The sequence below is a fragment of the Deinococcus wulumuqiensis R12 genome (genome assembly GCF_011067105.1).
Lineage (GTDB): Bacteria > Deinococcota > Deinococci > Deinococcales > Deinococcaceae > Deinococcus > Deinococcus wulumuqiensis.
This window is the reverse complement of record NZ_CP049357.1, coordinates 2,225,771-2,245,872: the sequence shown is the minus strand read 5'-3', so window position 1 is coordinate 2,245,872 and position 20,102 is coordinate 2,225,771. Positions and strand designations below refer to the sequence as shown.

The 20,102-nt window shown below is 68.3% G+C and carries 19 protein-coding genes; 9 read left to right on the top strand and 10 right to left on the bottom strand.

Annotation, left to right across the window (positions count from 1 at the left end; all coding sequences use genetic code 11):
- Positions 1 to 17: 17 nt before the first annotated feature.
- From G6R31_RS10875 to G6R31_RS10860, 4 genes are all read right to left on the bottom strand, one after another.
- Complete coding sequence (locus G6R31_RS10875) at positions 18 to 734, bottom strand: Dph6-related ATP pyrophosphatase (RefSeq protein ID WP_017869688.1); 717 nt, start codon at positions 732 to 734, stop codon at positions 18 to 20.
- Between the two features lie 9 nt (positions 735 to 743).
- Entirely contained in the window at positions 744 to 1,661 is a 918-nt protein-coding gene (locus G6R31_RS10870; RefSeq protein WP_017869689.1) for an ABC transporter ATP-binding protein, read from the bottom strand.
- Positions 1,662 to 1,748: 87 nt separating this feature from the next.
- Positions 1,749 to 2,660, bottom strand: a complete 912-nt coding sequence (locus G6R31_RS10865) for an ABC transporter permease (protein ID WP_152423511.1) — start codon at positions 2,658 to 2,660, stop codon at positions 1,749 to 1,751.
- Positions 2,657 to 3,373, bottom strand: a complete 717-nt coding sequence (locus G6R31_RS10860) for an ABC transporter permease (protein ID WP_017869691.1) — start codon at positions 3,371 to 3,373, stop codon at positions 2,657 to 2,659. Before G6R31_RS10860 ends, G6R31_RS10865 begins: the two co-directional genes overlap by 4 nt.
- Before the next feature lie 488 nt (positions 3,374 to 3,861).
- On the opposite strand from G6R31_RS10860, the gene G6R31_RS10855 reads away from it, so the two are divergent.
- The gene (locus G6R31_RS10855; RefSeq protein WP_017869692.1) at positions 3,862 to 4,611 is read left to right on the top strand and encodes a DUF937 domain-containing protein; all 750 of its coding nucleotides are present in this window, start codon (positions 3,862 to 3,864) and stop codon (positions 4,609 to 4,611) included.
- Positions 4,612 to 4,759: 148 nt separating this feature from the next.
- On the opposite strand, the gene G6R31_RS10850 is transcribed toward G6R31_RS10855, so the two are convergent.
- Positions 4,760 to 5,221, bottom strand: coding sequence for an Lrp/AsnC family transcriptional regulator (locus G6R31_RS10850; RefSeq protein ID WP_017869693.1), 462 nt, complete (start codon positions 5,219 to 5,221; stop codon positions 4,760 to 4,762).
- A gap of 119 nt (positions 5,222 to 5,340) precedes the next feature.
- Between G6R31_RS10850 and G6R31_RS10845 the strand changes: the two genes are divergently transcribed.
- The 6 genes from G6R31_RS10845 (at position 5,341) to G6R31_RS10820 (ending at position 10,742) form a co-directional block, all read left to right on the top strand.
- Positions 5,341 to 5,631 carry a YbaB/EbfC family nucleoid-associated protein gene (locus G6R31_RS10845; RefSeq protein WP_017869694.1) on the top strand — a complete coding sequence of 97 codons (291 nt, stop codon included), beginning with the start codon at positions 5,341 to 5,343 and terminating at the stop codon, positions 5,629 to 5,631.
- 390 nt (positions 5,632 to 6,021) lie between these two features.
- On the top strand, positions 6,022 to 6,621 hold the full coding sequence (recR, locus tag G6R31_RS10840) for a recombination mediator RecR (RefSeq protein ID WP_017869695.1): 600 nt from the start codon (positions 6,022 to 6,024) through the stop codon (positions 6,619 to 6,621).
- A gap of 19 nt (positions 6,622 to 6,640) precedes the next feature.
- On the top strand, positions 6,641 to 7,255 hold the full coding sequence (locus G6R31_RS10835; RefSeq protein WP_025567583.1) for a GNAT family N-acetyltransferase: 615 nt from the start codon (positions 6,641 to 6,643) through the stop codon (positions 7,253 to 7,255).
- Positions 7,256 to 7,284: 29 nt separating this feature from the next.
- Positions 7,285 to 9,183: an aminodeoxychorismate components I/II gene (locus G6R31_RS10830; RefSeq protein ID WP_017869697.1), complete on the top strand. Its 1,899-nt coding sequence runs from the start codon at positions 7,285 to 7,287 to the stop codon at positions 9,181 to 9,183.
- Complete coding sequence (locus G6R31_RS10825; protein ID WP_017869698.1) at positions 9,184 to 9,888, top strand: aminotransferase class IV; 705 nt, start codon at positions 9,184 to 9,186, stop codon at positions 9,886 to 9,888.
- A 158-nt stretch (positions 9,889 to 10,046) separates the two neighbouring features.
- Positions 10,047 to 10,742 carry a zinc metallopeptidase gene (locus G6R31_RS10820; protein ID WP_017869699.1) on the top strand — a complete coding sequence of 232 codons (696 nt, stop codon included), beginning with the start codon at positions 10,047 to 10,049 and terminating at the stop codon, positions 10,740 to 10,742.
- A gap of 58 nt (positions 10,743 to 10,800) precedes the next feature.
- Here the strand turns inward: G6R31_RS10820 and G6R31_RS10815 are convergent, their stop codons facing one another.
- The 3 genes from G6R31_RS10815 to G6R31_RS10805 all read right to left on the bottom strand — a co-directional run bounded on the left by G6R31_RS10815 (position 10,801) and on the right by G6R31_RS10805 (position 14,481).
- Positions 10,801 to 11,148 (bottom strand): FUN14 domain-containing protein, encoded by a 348-nt coding sequence (locus tag G6R31_RS10815; protein ID WP_017869700.1) that lies wholly within the window; start codon positions 11,146 to 11,148, stop codon positions 10,801 to 10,803.
- Positions 11,149 to 11,157: 9 nt separating this feature from the next.
- Positions 11,158 to 11,835 (bottom strand): NUDIX hydrolase, encoded by a 678-nt coding sequence (locus G6R31_RS10810; RefSeq protein ID WP_017869701.1) that lies wholly within the window; start codon positions 11,833 to 11,835, stop codon positions 11,158 to 11,160.
- Positions 11,836 to 11,994: 159 nt separating this feature from the next.
- On the bottom strand, positions 11,995 to 14,481 hold the full coding sequence (locus tag G6R31_RS10805; protein ID WP_017869702.1) for an amylo-alpha-1,6-glucosidase: 2,487 nt from the start codon (positions 14,479 to 14,481) through the stop codon (positions 11,995 to 11,997).
- Positions 14,482 to 14,619: 138 nt separating this feature from the next.
- Between G6R31_RS10805 and G6R31_RS10800 the strand changes: the two genes are divergently transcribed.
- Entirely contained in the window at positions 14,620 to 15,795 is a 1,176-nt protein-coding gene (locus G6R31_RS10800) for a M48 family metallopeptidase (protein WP_029732799.1), read from the top strand.
- Positions 15,796 to 16,004: 209 nt separating this feature from the next.
- Here G6R31_RS10800 and G6R31_RS10795 read toward each other — a convergent pair whose 3' ends face one another.
- Positions 16,005 to 16,892 (bottom strand): SDR family oxidoreductase, encoded by an 888-nt coding sequence (locus tag G6R31_RS10795; protein WP_017869704.1) that lies wholly within the window; start codon positions 16,890 to 16,892, stop codon positions 16,005 to 16,007.
- Positions 16,893 to 17,248: 356 nt separating this feature from the next.
- On the opposite strand from G6R31_RS10795, the gene G6R31_RS10790 reads away from it, so the two are divergent.
- A complete protein-coding gene (locus tag G6R31_RS10790) occupies positions 17,249 to 18,835 on the top strand; it encodes an APC family permease (protein WP_017869705.1) in 1,587 nt (528 codons plus the stop codon).
- 333 nt (positions 18,836 to 19,168) lie between these two features.
- Here G6R31_RS10790 and G6R31_RS10785 read toward each other — a convergent pair whose 3' ends face one another.
- Positions 19,169 to 19,927, bottom strand: coding sequence for an enoyl-CoA hydratase/isomerase family protein (locus G6R31_RS10785; RefSeq protein ID WP_017869706.1), 759 nt, complete (start codon positions 19,925 to 19,927; stop codon positions 19,169 to 19,171).
- Positions 19,928 to 20,102 lie beyond the last annotated feature (175 nt).

Here is a 20,102-nt window from a genome sequence, read left to right as displayed (position 1 = left end):
CCCGCTTTTCCTGAAGCCTACCGACTCCTGAACCCTGGGCCAGCACCGGAGAACGGCAGCTGGCTCAGCTTCACCTCCAGCGTGGTCATGGCCCAGTCGCCTTCGCCGCTGCGCGAGGTGGCCCCAGGCTGGAGCCGCAGCGGGGCGCTGAACAGCGGGTGGGCATAGAGAACCGTGTGGTACTCGCCGTTCTCGCCGCAGGGGTCGGCCCCCAGGCGTTCGAGTTCGCCCAGCAGCGGCGCGTCCAGCGTGCGGCCCAGCAGGTCGGCGGGCAGGGAAGCGTCCCGCACGGCGACAATCATGGCCCGCAGGCCGAGGCGCAGCCCTTCTTCCACCAGTTCGCGGCGTGGGCGTTCCCACAGCGGCAGATGGACGGTGAGTCCAGCGGCCCCGCAGACCCGTTCCTCCCAGGCGCGGTGCTCGGCGAGGTCTATGTCGCCAAACACGACCTCGGTGGCGCCTGCTTCCCGGCCCCGCCGCAGCAGCGCCGAAAATGCCTCCTCGTAGCCCGTCCAGCCCGCGCGCCCCTGCCACAGCGGAACGCCGAGGGCCGCCGCCTGCGCTTCGAAGATTTCGGGCCGCAGACCGTGTGCCCCGGAGCGTTCTCCCGTCTCGTTGAGCATGCTGATGAGCGCGAGGGGCCGCCCAGTCCGGCAGGCGTGCCAGTAGGCGAGGGCGCTGTCTTTGCCGCCGCTCCAGGAGGTCAGAAAAAGGGGCGCAACGGGTGTGGACATGGCCCGATGCTACGACGGCGTGTGAAGCAGTCCGCCCTCGTAAATCCGCCGAATGGTGGCCTCTATGTCCGGCTCCCGCACCGTGATGTCGCGCACGGGGGCCAGCGCCGTGACCCGCGCAATCGGCTCCGCTGCTGGCCCACGAAAGCCGTAGCGGAGGCGGGGGCCGCAACTGGCGAGCACCCGCAACCCGGCCACATCGGAACGGGCGGGGGTTTGCTCGAACTCCACCCACAGCTCACGCTCGCCGCCGTACTGCGCTTGCAACTGCGCCAGCGGCCCGTCGAACAGCAGCCGCCCCACGTCGATCATCATCACCCGCCGCGAGAGCCGCTCCACGTCCCCGAGGTCGTGGGTGGTGAGCAGCACGGTCACGCCGCGCTCGGCATTGACCGCCCGGACGAACTCGCGGATGCGCTCCTTGGCGACCACGTCCAGCCCCACCGTCGGTTCGTCTAAAAAGAGCAGTTCGGGGTCGTGCAGCAGCGCGGCGGCGAGGTCGGCCCGCATCCGCTGGCCCAGCGAAAGCGAGCGGGCAGGCGTGCCCAGAAACGGCCCCAGCTCCAGCAGTTCGGTAAAGTGCGCCAGATTCTCGGCAAAGCGGCCAGCGGGCACGCGGTAAATGTGTCGCAAAAGCGCCAGCGACTCCTGAACGGGCAGGTCCCACCACAGCGTCGTGCGCTGCCCGAACACCGCGCCCAGCCGCGCCACATGCTGCCGCCTCTGTTTCCAGGGCACCAGCCCGCCCACCGTCACCGCGCCGGAATCGGGCACCAGCAGCCCCGTCAACACCTTGATGGTGGTGGATTTCCCCGCCCCGTTCGGCCCCAGATACCCCACGATTTCGCCGCGTGGGATGGTGAAGGAAACGTCCTCGACGGCAACTTTGCGGGCGAATCGTTTGTGGAGATGGTGGACTTGAATCATGGGTGGCTCCTTTCAGTCGCCGCAGAGGGCGGATGGCAGATGGCTTTTGGCCTTCTGCCATCTGCCATCTGCCATCTGCCTTCTGCATCAACTTCCCGTGCCCACATACCGCCGCACCCCCAGCCGCCAGAACGCGAAGGCCAGCGACAGCACCAGCAGGCCGGCGGGCAGGGGCAAAAAGGCCGCCCAGTGGGGTAAACCGTCGGGCAGGGGGCGGCCCAGCAGGTGCAGCACCGGAAAGCAGGAGAGAAAGGCGGCGGGCAGCACGTAGGTAAAGGTCTTGCGGAGAAACGCGCCGTAAATATCCATCGGGTACGAAATCAGCGAGCGGCCCCCGTAGGTCAGCACGTTCATGGCCTCCACGCTGTCCACCGTCCAGAAGGTCAGCGTGCCGCCGACGACGAACAGGCCGCCGAAAAAGGCAATCAGACCCAGCAAAGACCCCAGGAGCAGCCCCACCGTTTCCGGCGTGAAAGGCAAGTGCAGGCCGCTCAGCGCGTAACCGACGATGCCCAACGCCAGCAGCACACGGGTCACGCGCCGCAGCGCGAAGTCCGACCCGAACACTTGCAGCGCCAGCGGCGCGGGCCGCAGCAGAAAGGTGGAAAAACTGCCCGTGCGGACGTGCTGGGACAGGTTGGGCGCGTCGAAGCCGCCGAACAGCAGGTCCATGACCACGAAGCCCAGTTCCGCCAGCCCGTACAGCAGCGAAATCTCGGGCAGGGACCACCCGCCCAGGCCCCCGAAACGTGGCAGCACCAGCACGAACGCCATGTACTCGGTAAAGGTGATGAGCGCGGCGGCGAGCGCGTCCAGCGCGAAAGACACCCGGTAGACCTGCTGAGAACGCATCTGGGCGCGCAGGAGCAGGAAGTAGAGGTGCAGATGGCGGATGGCCGATGGCAGAAGGCGTTGTTGCTCCCTCCCCACCTGCGGGGGACTCGTATGAGCTGCTTGCAGAGGGTCGGGGAGGGGGGGCGACCCGGAAACCTTCTTCATCCTCCGGCCACCTCCAGACGTCGCAGCCCGCGCCGCAGCACCCACGCGCACAGCCCGAACAGCGCCAGCGTCCAGCCCGCTTGCAGGGCGAGCGCCTGCCAGACTTCCGCGCCCATTTTCAGGCCCAGCCACAGTTCCACCGTCGTATTCAGCATGTGCGGAAAAGGCGTGTAGGCCAGCGCCGCTTGCAGCGGGTCGGGAAACAGGCGCAGCGGCATCAGAAAGCCGCAGCCCAGCCCCAGCAGCACCCAGGCAAAGCGCCCGATGCCCACCGCGTCGGGGGACCAGAAGGCCGCGCAGTTGACCAGAAAGCGGTAGCCGAAGCCGCAGGCCCACGCCAGCACCGCGCTCAGCGCCGTGGGCAGCGGGTCGGCGGGCAGCCTCGCGTCCCACAGCAGCGCGAACAGCAGCAGCATCGGCACCCCGCGCAGCACGAACTGTCCCGCCGCCCGCCCCGCGTCCTGCGCGGTCCAGAACCCCAGCAGCGGCAGCGGGCGCAGCAGGTCGGTGGCGACCTCGCCCCGGTGAATCGTCCGCATCAGGTCGGACCAGCCGAACAGCGCGAACGACGCGATAAAGGTCTGCGTCAGGGCCACATACGTGACCGCGTCCGCACCCGTCAGCCCGGCCACTTGTGGCCTGCCGTCAAAGAGGGCCAGCAGAATGGAAATTCGCAGCGCCCCGAAAAACAGGTTGGTGACCAGCCCCCACACCGCCGCTTGCAGATAGGCGAACTGCCGCCGGAATCCCAGCCGAAAAAGTGCGGCGTACAGTGCCGAAGGGCCTACATCCAGAGCATTCAGAATCCACCTCCACCCCGTTATGCCGAACAGGAGAGGGGAGGATAGAGGCCAGCGGCGGCGCGGCGGTATAGGCACAATGGCGGAAGGCTGAAGGCCAATTGCAGATGGCAGATGGCTTGCCTCAGCTGGAGCCAGAGCGGGCCATCGGTCCTCTGCCCTCCGCCTCTAATACGGATTCCGCTTAATTCCTGCACAGTCGGGAAAGCGCCGCCTGTGCATCCATATCGCGGAATCCGTATTTTTTCCTACTCGCATCCGCTCGGATTGAATCTGAAACTACCAGATTCAATCGGAATCCGTATAAACAAACCCGCAACCCGGCCTGGGCCGTTTCGGTCCGGTTGTGACCTAGCCTGAACACCACTTCACCCAGAGCGTCACCCAGGAGGACACCCACCATGATGGACATTTTCAACATGCTCGGCGGTATGGGCCAGGCCCAGCAGCAGGTCAGCAACCAACTCGGCACCGACCCCCGCCAGACCGAATCGGCCCTCGAAGCCGCCGTGCCCCTGCTTCTGGGCGCGATGACCCGCAACGCCGCGCAGCCCGGCGGCCTCGACGCGCTCGCGGCGGCGGTCAACCAGCACGACGACAGCGCCATCCTCGGCTTTCAGCAGGGCCAGATGCCTGACCTCAACGAAGGCCAGAAGATTCTGGGCCACGTGTTCGGCGGCCGGCAGCAGGCGGCGGCCAACGCCCTGAGCCAGCGTGCCGGCATCAACCCCCAGATGGCGATGCAGATTCTGATGATGGTCGCCCCCCTGATCCTGAGCTACCTCAGCAACCGCTCCCGCGCCCAGGGCGGGCAGATGGGCGGCAACATGGGCGGTCAAATGGGCCTGCCCGGTGGCATGGGCGGCCAGATGGGTGGCCTCGGCTCCATCCTCGGCGGACTGCTGGGCGGGATGCTCGGCGGCGCTCAGCCCCAGGGCCAGCCTTACCAGCAGACTCAGCCCTACCAGCAGCCCCAGAGCAGCGGCGGGGCCATGTTCCCCGGCTTCCCCGGCGGGCAGGCGCAGCCCCAGATGGGCGGGCAGATGGGACAGGCGGGCGACCTGCTCGGCACCCTCAACCGCACCCTGGACCGTGACGGCGACGGCAACGCGCTGGACGACCTGATCGGGATGTTCGGGGGACGCCGGTAAGGGCAGATGGCAGAGAGCAGATGGCTTAAAAGCTTTTGCTTGATGCCGCTGCTCTGAGCTTCACCCCAAAGTCAAAGGCTCTTTGGTCTACGTGCGACTGGAGAGCCTTCAGCTTTTTGCCATCAGCCATCGGCCTTCTGCCATCCGCCTACTGCGGCGGCAACAGCAATTTCCCCTCCAGCGGCGTGCTCAGCACGATGGACGTGTCGCAGGTAAAGCCCAGGTCGATGAGTTCGCCCAGCAGTTCTTCCAGTTCGGCCACGTCGGACACGGCCACCTTGAGCATGCAGGAGTTGTCGCCCGTGACCGAGTGGCATTCGAGCACGCCGTCGCGGTCTTTGGCCCAGCGAATCAGCGCGGGGTCGTTGCGGCCCGAGTCCTTGACGCCGATAAAGGCGCTGATGGAGCGGCCCAGCGGCTTGGTGGCGACGCGCACGCCGTAGCCCAGAATCACGCCGGCGTCTTCCATGCGGCGCACCCGCTCGGTCACGGCGGGGGCCGACAGCCCGATGCGCCGCCCGAGTTCGCGCATGCTCAGGCGCGAGTCCTGCTGCAATTCCTGCAAGATTCGCTCGTCGAGGGCATCCAGACTGTAGGCCAGGGACTTCATCCCGCTCAGCTTAGCATTTGACAGGTCAGGCGCGGTCTCGGGTTTCACTTGCGGTCCCGGCCCAACCGTGCTGTGTGTCCTGCCGGCAGGGGAGAGCAGCCGCTAGACTGTGCGGACGTATGGACATGAAGAAGCTGATGAAGCAGATGCAGCAGGCGCAGCTCGCCGCCACCAAGATTCAGGACGACCTGGCCGCGCAGACGGTGGAAGGCACCGCCAGCGGTCTGGTGACGGTCACCATGAACGGCCACGGCAAGGTGCAGACCCTGAAAATCAAGCCTGAAGCCGTGGACGGCGACGACGTGGAAGCTCTTGAGGACCTGATTCTGGCCGCCATCAACGACGCCGCCGAGAAGGCCGAGGGCCTGCAACGCGAGGCGACGGCGGGCCTGGGCATTCCCGGCTTCTGAGCACTCGCTGACGCTCGGCTGTCTAAGGGTCTAGAGCATTTGACAAAAAGACGCAACGTCTTTTTGGCGAGCGGAGCGAGTGCAAAACACTGAGCAGGGCGGACTTGCAAAGCTCCGCAGGAGAGAATGCAGTGATGCGGGGTGCCGTTCCGCGCATCACGTAATTCGGAGAACTGCTCTAGGAGTCTAAGGGTCTAAGAAGACTTCCCTTAGACTCTTATACGGATTCCGATTGAATCCAGAAATCTGCTGGATTCAATCCGACTGAAAGGAGTAGGAAAAGATACGGATTTCGCGATATGGATGCACAGGCGGCGCTTTCCCGACTGTGCAGGAATTAAGCGGAATCCGTATTAGACCTTTAGACCCTTCGACCTTCAGAGGCAAACCATGAAATATCCTCCTTCCCTCGTTTCGCTCATCCGTGAACTCTCGCGCTTGCCGGGCATCGGCCCCAAGAGTGCGCAGCGGCTCGCCTTTCACCTGTTCGAGCAGCCGCGTGAGGACATCGAGCGCCTCGCTTCGGCGCTGCTGGAAGCCAAACGTGACCTGCACGTCTGCCCCATCTGCTTCAACATCACCGACGCCGAGAAATGCGACGTGTGCGCCGACACCAGCCGCGACCAGCAGACCATCTGCGTGGTGGAAGAACCCGGCGACGTCATCGCCATCGAGCGCAGCGGCGAGTACCGGGGGCTGTACCACGTCCTGCACGGCGTCCTGAGTCCGATGAACGGCGTCGGCCCCGACAAGCTGCACATCAAGCCGCTGCTGCCGCGCGTGCAACAGGGCATGGAAGTGATTCTGGCGACGGGCACGACGGTGGAAGGCGACGCCACCGCGCTTTACCTTCAGCGCCTGCTCGAACCGCTGGGGGCCGACATCAGCCGCATCGCCTACGGGGTGCCGGTGGGCGGCTCGCTGGAATACACCGACGAAGTCACGCTGGGCCGCGCCCTGATGGGCCGCCAGAAGGTGAGCCGGACCTGACCGGACCTATCCTGGGGACATGCTGCCTGCCCATCCCGCTCCCGCCCAGGAATGGACGCGCCCCATAGAGATGCGGGGCCGCTTCGTTGTCCTGGCGGCCCTGACCACCGCCCACGCCGCACGCATGGCCGCCGCTGCCGACACGCAGACGGTGGAATTTCTGGCGCGGGGCGGCCCGCAGCAAAACACGCCCGAGGCGTGGGCCGAGCACATCGAGCGGCTGAACGCGGCGCCGCACCGCGTGAACTGGGCGGTGCTGGGGCCAGCGGGCGAGGTGCTGGGGCGCATCAGCTACAGCGAGGCCCGGCCCGACGACCGCTGGGTGGAGGTCGGGACCATGCTGCTGCCGCCGGGCCAGGGCACCTTCGCCAACCCCGAGGCCAAACTGCTGCTGCTCACCCGCGCCTTCGAGGTGCTGGGCGCGGGCCGGGTGCAGTTCAAGGTGGACAGCCGCAACGCCCGCAGCCTCCGCGCGGTGGAAAAGCTGGGCGCGGTGCGTGAAGGCACACTGCGCCAATACCAGGTGCGGCCCGACGGCTACGCCCGTGACTCGGTGGTGTTCAGCGTCCTGAGCAGCGAGTGGGCCGGGGTCAAGGCGGGGTTGGAGCGTCGGCTGACCCCTGACGGAAGCTGAGGCCGGGGCCTACCCCTTACCCTTGCTCTGTGCTTTCCCCCGCCGACGTTCTCCTGCGCCTGCGCGCCGCTGGCCTGCCCGGTCTCGCCCTGCTCGAATCGCTGGGGCCGGTGCTGCCCTACGCCCGCTTTTCGTTCCTGAGCGCTGCTCCTACCCTAATCCAGCACACCCTCCCCGAACGGCCTGACACGGGCACCTTTTTTCCCGCGTGGCTCGGTGGCCTGAAGTACGAAGCCGCCCGCGAGTTCGGGCTGGCCGCGCACCCGCCTTCGGGGGCGGCGCAGTGGTGGGGCTGGTATCCCTCGGGGCTGGTCTGGGACCGGGAAGCCGGGACGCTGGAAGTCGTCGGGGAGCCGCATCTGGACTGGGACGCCCTGCTGAAAAGTGCCCCTGCACCCCGGCCCACGCTGACGGTGGGCGACTTCGGCGCGGACGACGTGGACTACGTGAGCGGCGTGCGGCAGATTCAGGAACTGATCCGGGCGGGCGAGGTGTATCAGGTCAACCTTTCACGCGGCGTGGCGGCCCCGGCGCAGGGCGACCCGCTGGCGGCGTATCTGCGGCTGCGCGAGGTCAATCCCAGCCCGTTCATGGCCTTTTTCGACCTGGGCGCAGAAGTGGTGGTGTCGTGCAGCCCGGAGCGGCTGGTGGACTGGGAGGAGGGGAGCATCAGCGCCCGCCCGATTGCCGGAACGCGGCGGCGCGGGGACACGCCCGCCGAGGACGCCGCCTTTGAAACCGAGTTGCGCGGCAGTCCCAAGGAAGTGGCCGAACACACCATGCTGGTGGACCTCGTGCGGCACGATCTCGGCGCGGCGGCGGCCCCCGGCACGGTGCATGTGCCCGACCTGATGCTGGTGGAGCGTTACAGCCACGTCATGCACCTCGTTTCCGAAGTGCGGGCGCGGGCGCGGCCAGGGCTGACCCTGCGCGAACTGCTCGCCGCCACCTTTCCCGGCGGCACGATTACGGGTGCGCCCAAAGCCCGCGTGATGGACGCGATTGCCGCACTCGAACCGGGACTGCGCGGCTGGTACACGGGCGGCGTCGGGCTGGTCAGCGGGCGGCGGGTGGACGTGAATATTCTGATTCGGACGGCGGGGTTTGTGGCGGATGGCAGAAGGCGGATGGCAGATGGCCTTGAGTCCCTCCCCACCTGGACGGTTACTGTCCGGGCGGGCGGGGGCACCGTCATAGATGCCGACCCCGCCCGCGAAGCCCGCGAGACGGTCCACAAGGCGCAGGCCCTCCTGAGCGTGCTGGCGGGGGTGCCGGGCAGACCGGCGCAGGCGGGGCAGCCCCCGGTGCCGGGTGTGCCCTGGCACTCGCCTCCCGCGCCTGCGCGAACGCCGCTGCGGGTGCTGCTGCTCGACAACCGCGATTCGTTTACCTGGAATCTCGCCCACGACCTGCTGGCGCTGGGGGCCGAGGTGGACCTGCGCTCCCAAGACGAAGAGGCTGACGCGCTGCTTGCCAGCCACCCAGACGCGGTTCTCGTCGGCCCCGGCCCCGGTACTCCGCAGACGAGCGGCTGCACGCTGGACCTGACCCGGCAGTGTCTGGAACGCGGCGTGCCGCTGCTGGGCGTGTGCCTGGGGCATCAGGCGCTGGGCGAGGTGCTGGGCGGGCAAGTCGAGCGGGCCGGGCCGGTGCATGGTCGGCCCGAGCGCGTGCAGCACGGCGGCACTGGACTCTTTGCGGGAATCGAACCCGGCGCGGCTTTCGGGCGCTATCACTCGCTGGTGGTGCGCGGGCTGCCGGAGGAGCTTGTCACCGCCCGCAGCGGGGACGGCGAAGTCATGGCGCTGGCGGTGCCCGGCAAACCCGCCTGGGGCGTGCAGTTTCACCCCGAAAGCGTGCTGAGTCCGGCGGGGCGGGTGCTGCTGGGCAACTGGCTGCGGCTGGCTCGGGAAGGTACGGAGAGCTGAGTGTTTTCCCTCCCTCCCAACCTCCAGACGCCCGCTGCCCTGCACGGCGCTTCCGCCTTCACCACTGTCCGCGTTCAGGGCGGCGCGGCGCTGCTCTGGCCCGAACACTGGGCGCGGCTGTCCGGGACTTGCGCGGTTCTGGGGCTGCCTGACCCCGCTTCCGAACTTCCTGCCTTTCCCCCCGGCCTGCACCTGCTGCGTGTCACCGTGACCGACGACGGCACCTTTCACAGTGTCCGGCCCCTGAACCCCGGCCCCCGGCCCGCAGGCGGCGTGTCCGTCGTTCTCACCGACTGGCAGACGCACCCCCAGCTCGCCGCGCACAAGACCGGGAATTACCTGCCCTACCGACTGGCGGGGGCGCAGGCACAGGCGGCGGGGGCCTTCGAGGGGTGGCTGACGGACGCGGGCGGGTTTCTGACCGACGGCTCGCGCACCTCGCCTGTGTTGGAGATTGCTGGGCAGGAACTCGGTGGGCGGCTGGTGGTGCCTGTGGGCGGACTGCCGGGAACCACACGCTCTCTCTGGCTGGCCGGGCAACCCCACACCGAGCGGCCCGTTCACGTCTCCGAACTGCCGCAGGTCACGCGGGCCTGGATCTGCGGGGCGGGGGTGGGGGTGGTGCCGGTTTCCGAACTGAATGGGCGAGCGTTGCCGGTTCACTGGCCCGCCGTCACCCATCCGGCGCTGGGGTGGCCGGAATAAACCCTGAATCAACCGGCCCGGGGTTTTTCTCACCGGAGTTGAGTGGGGGACGCTAAGATTTCAGTGTCTCCTCGACCCGTCTGGGGGAGGAACGCCTTTCTGACTCGTCAACTCGCTGAGTTGCCTGAATCTCTGGCCCCCGAAGGAGGCTTACCGGTATGGACATGTTCGCTTTCATGGGGCCTTACGGCCCACTGATTCTGCTTATTTTCGTCGCCTCGATGCTGATTCAGGGCTACCTGAGCAGCACCTACAGGAAGTGGGGCAACATTCGCAACCCCCGCAACCTGACCGGCGCCGAAGTCGCCCGGATGATGCTGGACGAAAACGGCCTGCACAACGTCCCGGTCGAGATGGTGCCGGGGCAGCTCAGCGACCACTACGACCCGCGCCAGAAGGTGGTGCGGCTGTCCGAATCCACCTACGGCGTGCCCAGCATCGGCGCGATAGCGGTGGCGGCTCACGAGGTCGGTCACGCCGTGCAGGACAAGGTGCGGATGCCCGCGCTGGTGCTGCGCGGCCAGATGGCCGTGCCGCTCAGCCTCGGTATGAACCTCGCGCCGCTGCTCCTGATGGTCGGCGTGGTCATCAAGATGTCGGGCCTCATCTGGCTGGGTGCGGTCCTGTTCGGCGCGGCGCTGCTGTTTCACCTCGTGACCCTGCCGGTAGAGTTCGACGCCAGCCGCCGGGCGCTTCAGTACCTCAAGGAGCGCGGCATCAGCGGCGGCGGCGAAGCCCAGGCCGGAGCGCAGAAGGTGCTCACTGCCGCCGCCCTGACCTACGTGGCGGGCTTTGCGATGGCGCTGGCGCAGTTCCTGAACGTGCTGGGCATCGCCCGCAGCAGCGACGACTGAACCGGCAGACGAGGAAGGAGGCCGAGGCAACACGCTTCGGCCTCCTTCTTTTGCCCCCTTACCTCATCCGCAGGCCCAGCAAAAACCCCACCGCGAACGACCCGGCAAAGGGCAGGTTGGCGAGAAACACGCGCGAAAACCATTCTCCCAGTCCTTCGCGGCCCTGGCGAAACCAGGGTTCGGTCAGCGTCTGAAGTTGCAGCCAGTCCACCGTGACGATGCCGAAGTGCGCCAGAAGCTGCACGAGGATAAACGCGAGGCCGATGACCAAGAGGGCCACGCGGCCCACCACCCGGACGGCGTAGCCCGCCGCCACGCCCAGCAGCCCCCCGAGGCCGATGTCGGGCAGCAGGCTCTGAAATCCGGAGGCCACCTGGCCAGCGGGGTCGTCGACGGGGGTGCTCACCGGCCCATGCTACAGCGCCGCCGTGCGGGTGCCCTTGGCGCGGCGGTAGAGCTGAGCGGGTCGGCCCACGCCGCTGCGACGCTCGCCGCAGGGGGTCAGGATGCCGGCCGCCAGAATGCGTTTGCGGAAGTTGCGCTTGTCGAGTTCGCGGTGCCCGATGGCCTCGTAGACCGTTTGCAGTTCGGGCAGGGTAAAGGTGTCGGGCAGAAATTCGAGCGCGAGGTTGGCGTATTCGAGTCGCAGTTGCAGCCGTTTGATGGCGCGGTCCAGAATCGCCTGGTGGTCGAACGCCAGCGCCGGGGGCGTGTGCGCGGCCAGCCACTCGGCCCCCACCGTGTGCCCCCCGGCCCGCGCCTGCACCGTGCCGTGTGGCAGCACCGCCAGATGCGCCACGCTGACGATGCGCCCACGCGGATCGCGGCCCACCTCGCCGAAGGTAAAAAACTGCTCCAGGTGCCGGGGTTCCAGGCTGACGCTCGTTTCGGTGCGCAGTTCGCGCAGCGCCGCCTCGTGAAGTTCCTCGCCCGGCTGCACGAAGCCGCCCGGCAGCGCCCAGGTCTGGGCGTGGGGCAACTCGCCGCGCCGGATCAGCAGCACCTGCAACTCGCCCGCGTGCATGGCGAAGGCCGCCACGTCCACCGCCAGCCCCACCTGGGTGGCCTGCGGGGGAAGAATGAGGGGAGACATCCAGGCGATGCTAGGGTTGGTGTCCCGGCGACGTCAAGAGAATAAGTGTCCCGGCCTGCCCGGAAAAAAGGCCACCGGACGCTTTTCCCTCAGCGGCTTTGTGTTTTTCGGTGTTTACCGGCGTTGTGTTTACCGGCTCTGTGTTTACCGGCGTTGTGTTTATCGGCTCTGGGTCTGCCCGGCGAGCCTCTGGCGGGCTTCTTCCTGCACCTGCATCTCACTGAGGCTGACCAGCACGTGCGCCCGCAGCAGTTCGGCCACGCTCCAGGCCTGAAAGGGACAGCCGCCCGGCGCGAGCGTGTCGCCGCTGAACACCTCCGAAACGTGCCCGATGCCCGCTTCCCAGACGTGCCCGGTCAGCCCGGCGAGCGCGGCGCGGGCGCGGTTGATTTCGCCCCGTGAAAGCAGCAGCTCGACATAGGACGCCAGCGGCCAGGGCCACACCGTTCCCTGGTGGTAGGCGGCGTCGCGCAGCAGTTGCGGGCCGCCGTAGTTGCCCAGATAACGCGGGTCGTGCGGCGAGAGGGTGTGCAGGCCCACCGGGGTGAGCAGTTCGCGCTCGGTCTGCGCCAGCACCGCGTCGAGCTGCTCGTCCACCACCGGGGTGTCGGCCAGCGCCAGCGCGATGACCGCGTTGGGCCGCACGGCGAGGTCCTGTTCGCCCCCCGCGCCCACCACGTCGGCGAGCACCGCTGGCTGAGCAGGGGCCGTGCCGGGGCGCTGGCCTACGCCCAGCCCGTTGCCCCCGGTCACGGCCTGGCCTGGCCCGGAGAGTGACCCAGGGAGTGGCCCGGACACGGGAGTGGGCGCCGAGGAGGGGGCGGTGGTCAGCAGGGCACCCGACGACGAATCGCGCAGCAGGTCGTCTTCCAGCACGAAGTCGCCGCTCAGGGCGTCACTCAGCGCCCCGCCGAGCGAGGTGCCGAGCTGTCCCAGGCCCAGCAGCGTGGCGGTGGGGGCGGCGGTCAGGTCCGCCGAGTGGTTCCAGAACTGCGCCTTGAACGAGTGGTGGGCGCGTTCGAGCACCTCGGCGTAGCGCGGCGGCTCGCCCAGGGCCTGCGACAGCCGCAGCTCGGCCCCCAGCGCCGCGAGCCACAGCGCCTGAATCTCCACCGGCTTGCCGTGACGCGGGGTGACCACCCAGTCGTGAATCTTGACGTCCATCCAGGTCAGCTGCACGCCCGGTTCCCCGGCCCGCAGCAGCGCGTCGGCGGGGTCCATGCCGATGCCGTAGTCGGTGCCCTGCACCAGAGCGCCGAGCATCTCACGCAGCGCGGGCAGCGTCTGACGCACGAACAGCGCGTCCCCGGTGGTGCGGGCATAACGTTCGAGTGCCACCGCCAGCCACAGCGGGGCGTCCACCGTGTTGTACCCGGCGCCGCGCCCGGATTCGTCGAAATGGTTGGGAATCAGCCCCCGGCGCCGCTGGCCCAGAAAGGTCAGCAGCAACTCGCGGGCGTCTTCCAGTCGGCCCGTCACCAGCGTCAGGCCTGACAGGGCGATCATGGCGTCGCGCCCCCAGTCGGCGAACCAGGGATACCCGGCGATGACGCTCAGGCCGCGTGCTTCCCCGCGCCCGGCACCGCGCCGAACGAGGTAGGCGTCGGCGGCCACCGCCAGCGTCGCCACCAGTTCGTCACGCACGCCGGTGGTCTGCCAGGCCCGCTCCGCCAGCGCCCGGCGACGGGTCCGCTCGGCCTCGAAAGCGGCCCAGGGGTCGGAAAACTCAGCGGGCTGCGCCGTGCCCGGCCCCGTCATGCCCGGCCCCGTTACGCCCGGCCCGGTCACGCCCGGCCCCGTCATGCCCGGCCCAGTCACGCCCTGCACCACCAGCGCGACCTCGCCCCCGCCCGGCGGCAGCGTGACCGACCACAGCGGGCAGCCCAGCGTCACGTCGTGCGTCGTCTCACCCCGGGCGGCGTCGGCGCGGTAGTACACCCGCTGCGGCGCCGGGTGCGGCGTGAGCGCCTGAATCAGCGGCTGGCCCAGGGCACGGCCCGCCGAGTCCTGCCGGGTGTGAAGCGTGACGCGGGTGCTGCGCTCACCGGCCACCCGAACCTCCGACCCGTGCGGCGTGAAGTGCAGGCGGGGGGCCGACGTATGAACGGCGTGCATGTCGCGGTCCACGAAAAACCCGCCGAGGGTCAGGGTCACGCTCTGGCGCGAACGGACCTCGTAGAGCAGCACCAGGGCGCCCGAGTCCTGCGGCATACAGGCGTGCCGCCGCACCCACACCCCGCGCCAGAGCTGCTCACGCTCGGGCAGCAGGTCCCAGACCGTCGCCCCGGTCAGCAGGTCCAGGCCCCGGCCCTCGAACACGCCGGGCGCGACCTCCAGCGCGTGCAGGTCCACGCTTTCGCCGCCGACCTCCAGCCGTTCGAGCGGCGAAACGAGGTGGCAAAAGCGCGACACCGGCGGCTGCTGGCTCACCACCAGGCCCGAGTAGCAGCGGGTGGGCACCCCGGCGAGGCTGCTCTGGGCAAAGCCCCCCTGACCGTCGGTGAGCAGCACCTCCAGGTCGGGATTGCGGGCGGCCTGAGGCCCGTAGGTGTAGGCCGAGGCCGAAGTGACGGGTCCGGGTGTGACAGGCGCGGGTGTACCAGCGGCAGAGTTGGCTGGCACGGTATTGAGGGGCGCAGAGGTCATACGGCTGCCAGCATGGCAGATTTCGCGCCTGGTTTCCGGTGCGCTTGGCTTCCACTGCATCTGGCTTCCGGTGCGGGTTGGCCCCCCGCTCACCCCGCTGCGGGGCCGGGTGCCGTACCGTAGGCAGTGGAGGCCACCATGACCACGCCCACGCCGACCCCCTCACCGTCCCGCCCGCCGACCCATCTGCCCCCCGCGGCCCCCCTCACCGGGGTCATCGAAGGCGTGTACTTCGATGGGCGCAGCAGCCGGGACCGGGTCGCCACCTTGCGGGTGCTGCGCGGCGGTGAAGACCTGGCGGTGCTGCGCGTGCAGGCGGAAGGCGACGCGGCGGGCAGCGAGCAGCAGTGGCCGCTGCGGGCCTTGCACTTCGACCCCCCGCTGCCGGGGGTGCGCCGGGTGGTCAAGTTGCCGGACGGGGGCCGCTTCGAAACGGTCGATGACGCGGCCATCACGGCGCTGGAAGCCGCCGGAGGACGCAACCGGGGCCCGCGTGGGGTGCGGCGCCTGGAATCCAACTGGCCGCTGACCCTGGGGGCGGTAGCGACCCTGGGGCTGTTCGTGTGGGGCTTTCTGACCTACGGCCTGCCTGCCGTGGCCCGCAGCGCCGCCGCCGCCACCCCGCGTTCCGTGCTCGCATCTTTTGACCGCAGCGCCACCGAAGTGCTCGACAACGGCAGCTTCATGGGCCAGACCCGCCTCGGCGCGGCCCGGCAGCGGCAGTTGCAACAGGGCTTTCGGGACGTGACCCGCTGGGCCGGGGGCGGCTACCCGTACCGCCTGCTGCTGCGCGACGGCGAGCCGGAAGGCAGCATGGGCGCAATCGGCACCAACGCCTTCGCGCTGCCCGGCGGCACGGTGGTGATGACCGACCAACTCGTCAGGCTCGCCCGCGACGACCGCGAACTGCTGGGCGTCCTGGCGCACGAAGCCGGGCACGTCACCGGGCGCCACAGCCTGTCGGGGATCTATCAGGGGCTGGGGCTGACGCTGCTGACCACGGCCGTGACCGGCGACCTCGTGAGCGCCAGCACCTTTGCGGCAGCGGTCCCCACCTGGCTGCTCAAAAACGGGTACTCACGCCAGGCCGAAACCCAGTCCGACGAGGTGGCGGGCCGCTTTCTGATGGAGCGCTACGGCACCACCAAGCCCCTGCGCGACGTGCTGGCCCGGCTGGACACCGAGGACGCGGAGGCCGACGAAAACAGCGTCACCCAGGACGACCCCGGCTCCTTCTTGCAGACCCACCCCGGCACCGCCGAGCGCATCCGGCACCTGCGCGAAATCGAGCAGAACTGGGGCAAGAAACGCTGACACCGGCGTTCCGGGCGGCTCCCCGGCTCAGCCCTGCCGCTGCCCCGCCTGAGTCTGATACGGATTCCGCTTAATTCCTGCACAGTCGGGCCTATACAGTTGGGAAGGCGCTGCCTGTGCATCCATATCGCGGAATCCGTATTTTTTCCTACTCGCATCCGCTCTGCTGCGCAGCTTTGCAAGTCGGATTGAATCTGAAACTACCAGATTCAATCGGAATCCGTATGAGCCGCCTTCTCCTGGGCCGCCTTCTCCTGGGCCGCCTGCATCTGGAGGTACATCTGGTACTGCGGCGCCCCGCCGAGCATGTTCTGGCCGCCGTCTACGGGCAAGATCACGCCGGTCACGTAGCTCGCGGCGTCGCTGACCAGAAACAGCGCGGCGTTGGCGATGTCCTGCGGCACACCGAAGCGGCCCAGCGGCACGGTGCGGGTAAACGCGGCGCGGGCCTTTTCGTCGGGAGCGAGGCGGGCCATGCCCTCGGTGCCGTCGATGGGACCGGGAATAATCGCGTTGACGCGCACCCCGCGCAGCCCCCACTCCACCGCAAGGGTCTGGGTCAGGGCGTCCACCCCCGCTTTGGCGGCGACCACGTGCGCCTGCATCGGCACCGGCACCCCGTAGGCGCTGATGCTCAGGATGTTGCCCCCCGGCACCTTCAGGCGCGGCGCGGCGGCCTTGATGGTGTTGTAGGTGCCGAGCAGGTCGATGTCCACCACCGTCTTGAACCCGTTGGGGCTGATGCCGTCCACGGGCGCGGGAAAGTTGCCCGCTGCCCCCGCCAGCACGATGTCGAAGTCACCGAATTCGGCGGTGGCCGCAGCCACGGCGGTTTCCAGCGCGGCAAAGTCGCGCACGTCGGCACTGACGCCCATGGCCCGCCCGCCCGCGTCCACGATGCCTTTTGCGGCGTTCTGCGCCTTTTCCAGGTTGCGCCCCAGGATGGTCACCGCGCAGCCGTGGGCGGCGAAACTCTGGGCGATGCCGAGGTTGATGCCGCTGCCACCCCCGGTAATCAGCGCGTGCTTGCCCGCGAGCAGGTCAGGGCGAAAGGTGGTGGCGGGGTCGGCGGGGCGGTTGGCAGCAGTCTGGGTCATGGGGAAACCTCCGGGCAAGAGACGGTTGGCAATCGAAAAGTGCAGTCCTGATAAAGCCTTGAATCTTGCAGGCGTCTGCCCATACAGAACAGCCGTTTGAAGGCCGCTGGCCTCCTGCAAAGAAGCGAAGGACCGCTCCAGTAGAGAACTCGTTGCCCTTTATATACCCCGTCCAAGTTGTTCACGCCCCGTCCAGGGCTTTGGCGGTCATCTATACAGCCTGTACCGGGCAACTGTTCGGGACGGGCACGGCTCTATACCGTGCTGGGCAGCCTGCCGGGACACCCGCACGGTCGGGGGGGACTGCGGCGCACAGGCGGCTGAAAGCAAAGACAAGATCCAAAGGAGAACCCACAATGACGACGAGCGCGACAGGAGCGCGGCGCAGCATCACGCCGCTCGCCCTCCTGATGACCTGTTTGGGGTCCATCATCGGTTCCGGCTGGCTGTTCGGGGCCTTCAACACGGCCAAAATTGCCGGACCGGCGGCCATCCTCGCCTGGGTCATCGGCATGGTCATGATGATGGCGATTGCCCTGACCTACACCGAGCTGGGGGCCATGTTTCCCGAATCCGGCGGCATGGGCCGCTACGCTGGGTACTCGCACGGCCCCTTTGCCGGGGTGCTGGCGAGCTGGTCCAACTGGCTGAGCATGCTCGCCATTCCGCCTATCGAGGCGGTCGCCAGCGTGCAGTACATGAGCGGCTGGGCCTTTCCCTGGGCGCGGGGGCTGGTGGAGGGCGGCACCCTCACGACCAGCGGCCTGATCGCAGCCACGGCCCTGATGCTGCTCTACACCCTGCTCAACTACTGGACGGTGGCCCTGTTCGCCAAGAGCAACACCGCCATCACCCTGTTCAAGCTGGTGGTGCCGCTGCTGGCCGCCGTATTTCTGATCGCCTACGGGTTTCACCCCGAGAACTTCACGGCCGCCGCCAGCGGGGGCTTTGCGCCCTACGGGTGGGCCGCCGTGTTTACTGGGGTCGCCACCAGCGGCATCGTGTTCAGCTTCAACGGGTTTCAGGCCCCCATCAACCTCGCGGGCGAGGCGCAGCGTCCGGGCCGCAGCGTGCCGTTTGCGGTGGTCGGCGGCATCCTGCTGGCAGGCGTGGTGTACGTGCTTCTTCAGGTCGCCTTTATCGGCGCGGTGGCACCCGCTTCGCTGGCCGGGGGCGGCTGGGCCGGACTGAAGTTCGAGTCGCCCTTCGCCGAACTCGCCGTGGCGCTGGGGCTGAACTGGCTGGCGCTCACGCTCTACGCCGACGCGGTCATCAGCCCCTCGGGAACGGGCATCACCTACGCCGCCACCACGTCCCGCGCGTTGCAGGCCCTGGCCCGCAGCGGGTACATGCCCGCGTTTCTGGGACAGCTGCACCCCACGCTGGGCGTGCCGCGCCGCGCCCTGCTCGTCAACCTCGCCCTGAGCCTGCTGGCGCTGTACCTGTTTCCCAACTGGGAAGCGCTGGCGGCGGTGGTCAGCGTGACCTGCGTGGTGGGCTTCCTGACCGGCCCGGTCAGCGTGGCGAGCCTGCGCCGCACCGCTCCCCAGGCTCCGCGCCCGCTGCGGCTGGCTGGCCTGCCCCTGCTCGCGCCGCTCGCCTTCGTGTTCGCCAGTCTGCTGGTGTACTGGAGCCGCTGGCCGCTCAACGGGCAGATCATGCTGCTGGTGCTGCTGGGCCTCCCGATTTATGTCGCTGTGCAGGCCCGCCGTGGCTGGGAAGGCACCGCCCGGCACCTGCGCAGCGGGCTGTGGCTGCCCGCCTTCCTGCTGACCCTGACCCTGGTGTCCTTCCTGGGCAGCCGCGAGTTCGGCGGGCGCGGCGTGCTTCCCTACGGCGTGGATATGGCGCTGGTCACGGTGCTGGCCCTGGCCTTTTACTTCTGGGGGGTACGCAGCGGCGACCCCGAGGCGATGGAAGAAGTGCCGCAGGACGACGACTGATCTGGCCCTGAAACCCAGGCCTCATACGGATTTCGCTAAATTCCTGCACAGTCGGAACTACACCGCCTGTGCATCCATATCGCGAAATCCGTATCTTTTCCTACTCCTTTCAGTCGGATTGAATCCAGAAATCTGCTGGATTCAATCGGAATGCGTATCAGCCCCGTTCGGGCGGAGGACAAGTGGAAGGCCCCGTGAGACTGGCGGGGCCTTCCCTTTTCTTGGCCTCCATCCCCCGGTATGAGGTAAGGAGGAAGTGCGGGTTTCGGGAGATGAAGCCACAGGCGGTGTCGTCTCGCCTCTGCCTCTGGGGGAATCGGACAGAGGTCCGGCTCAGCCTTTCCTGGCGGCGGCCTGAAGCGCTTCCTGGGTCATGTGCTCGGCGTTCCAGCGCACGGCGGCGGCGAGGCTTTCGGCGTGGGGCAGGCCGTCGTTCAGGGTACGTTTGGTGCCTTCCAGGGCCGCTGCCGGGAGGGAAGCGAGGTGTTCAGCCAGGGCTTCGGCACGCGCAAACAGGGCGTCCTGGTCGGGCAGCACCTCGGTGACCAGACCCCAGCGCTCGGCGGTGGCCGCGTCGATCGGTTCGCCGGTCAGGGCCAGGTGAGCGGTCCGGCCCCGCCCGATCAGGTGGGGCAGGCGCTGCAAGCCCCCCAGGTCGGCGGTAATCCCGAGCTTGACCTCCGGCAGCGAGAAGCGGGCGTCCTGGCTGCACAGCCGCAGGTCGGCGCCCGCGATCAGTTCCAGCCCGGCGCCGATGCACCAGCCGTGCACCGCTGCAATGACCGGCATCGGCAGCGCGGCCAGCCCCTCGGTCACGGCGTGCATTTCGTCCACGACAGCTTTGAAGGCGGCGGGGTCGCCCAGCGCGGGCACGATGGCGGCGCCGTTCGACTTGATGTCCAGCCCGGCGCTGAAGACCTGCTCGCCGCGCACGATCAGCACGCGGGTGTCGCCCAGCCCGGCGAGCGCCTGCGGCACCTCCTGCCAGAAGGCTGGCCCCATGCTGCCCATCTTGGCGGCGAGGGTCAGGGTCGTGAGCTGGCCGCCCTGGGACAGGGGCCGCTGAGTCAACCGAATGCTCTGGAAGGTCATGCGCCGAGTCTAGCGCCCCCGTTTTCTGGTGGTCAGGTAAAGGCAGGATTAACACTCTGGTCAGATGTGTTTTTCATGTCTGACGTGAGAACCCTCACAATGGAGACAAGGGTGGGAAGTTGGGTCGCCTGCTGCGCTCAGGTGCAGCCGGTCTCCGCTCCCACTGTGCTCAAAC

Coding starts and splice junctions, on each gene's coding strand:
- G6R31_RS10805 (WP_017869702.1), bottom strand. CDS start 14,481: ATGACCTCTGCGCCCCTCAATACCGTGCCAGCCAACTCTGCCGCTGGT.
- G6R31_RS10810 (WP_017869701.1), bottom strand. CDS start 11,835: ATGTCTCCCCTCATTCTTCCCCCGCAGGCCACCCAGGTGGGGCTGGCG.
- G6R31_RS10855 (WP_017869692.1), top strand. CDS start 3,862: ATGATGGACATTTTCAACATGCTCGGCGGTATGGGCCAGGCCCAGCAG.
- G6R31_RS10795 (WP_017869704.1), bottom strand. CDS start 16,892: ATGACCCAGACTGCTGCCAACCGCCCCGCCGACCCCGCCACCACCTTT.
- G6R31_RS10875 (WP_017869688.1), bottom strand. CDS start 734: ATGTCCACACCCGTTGCGCCCCTTTTTCTGACCTCCTGGAGCGGCGGC.
- G6R31_RS10870 (WP_017869689.1), bottom strand. CDS start 1,661: ATGATTCAAGTCCACCATCTCCACAAACGATTCGCCCGCAAAGTTGCC.
- G6R31_RS10835 (WP_025567583.1), top strand. CDS start 6,641: ATGCTGCCTGCCCATCCCGCTCCCGCCCAGGAATGGACGCGCCCCATA.
- G6R31_RS10790 (WP_017869705.1), top strand. CDS start 17,249: ATGACGACGAGCGCGACAGGAGCGCGGCGCAGCATCACGCCGCTCGCC.
- recR (WP_017869695.1), top strand. CDS start 6,022: ATGAAATATCCTCCTTCCCTCGTTTCGCTCATCCGTGAACTCTCGCGC.
- G6R31_RS10845 (WP_017869694.1), top strand. CDS start 5,341: ATGGACATGAAGAAGCTGATGAAGCAGATGCAGCAGGCGCAGCTCGCC.
- G6R31_RS10850 (WP_017869693.1), bottom strand. CDS start 5,221: ATGAAGTCCCTGGCCTACAGTCTGGATGCCCTCGACGAGCGAATCTTG.
- G6R31_RS10785 (WP_017869706.1), bottom strand. CDS start 19,927: ATGACCTTCCAGAGCATTCGGTTGACTCAGCGGCCCCTGTCCCAGGGC.
- G6R31_RS10820 (WP_017869699.1), top strand. CDS start 10,047: ATGGACATGTTCGCTTTCATGGGGCCTTACGGCCCACTGATTCTGCTT.
- G6R31_RS10800 (WP_029732799.1), top strand. CDS start 14,620: ATGACCACGCCCACGCCGACCCCCTCACCGTCCCGCCCGCCGACCCAT.
- G6R31_RS10865 (WP_152423511.1), bottom strand. CDS start 2,660: ATGAAGAAGGTTTCCGGGTCGCCCCCCCTCCCCGACCCTCTGCAAGCA.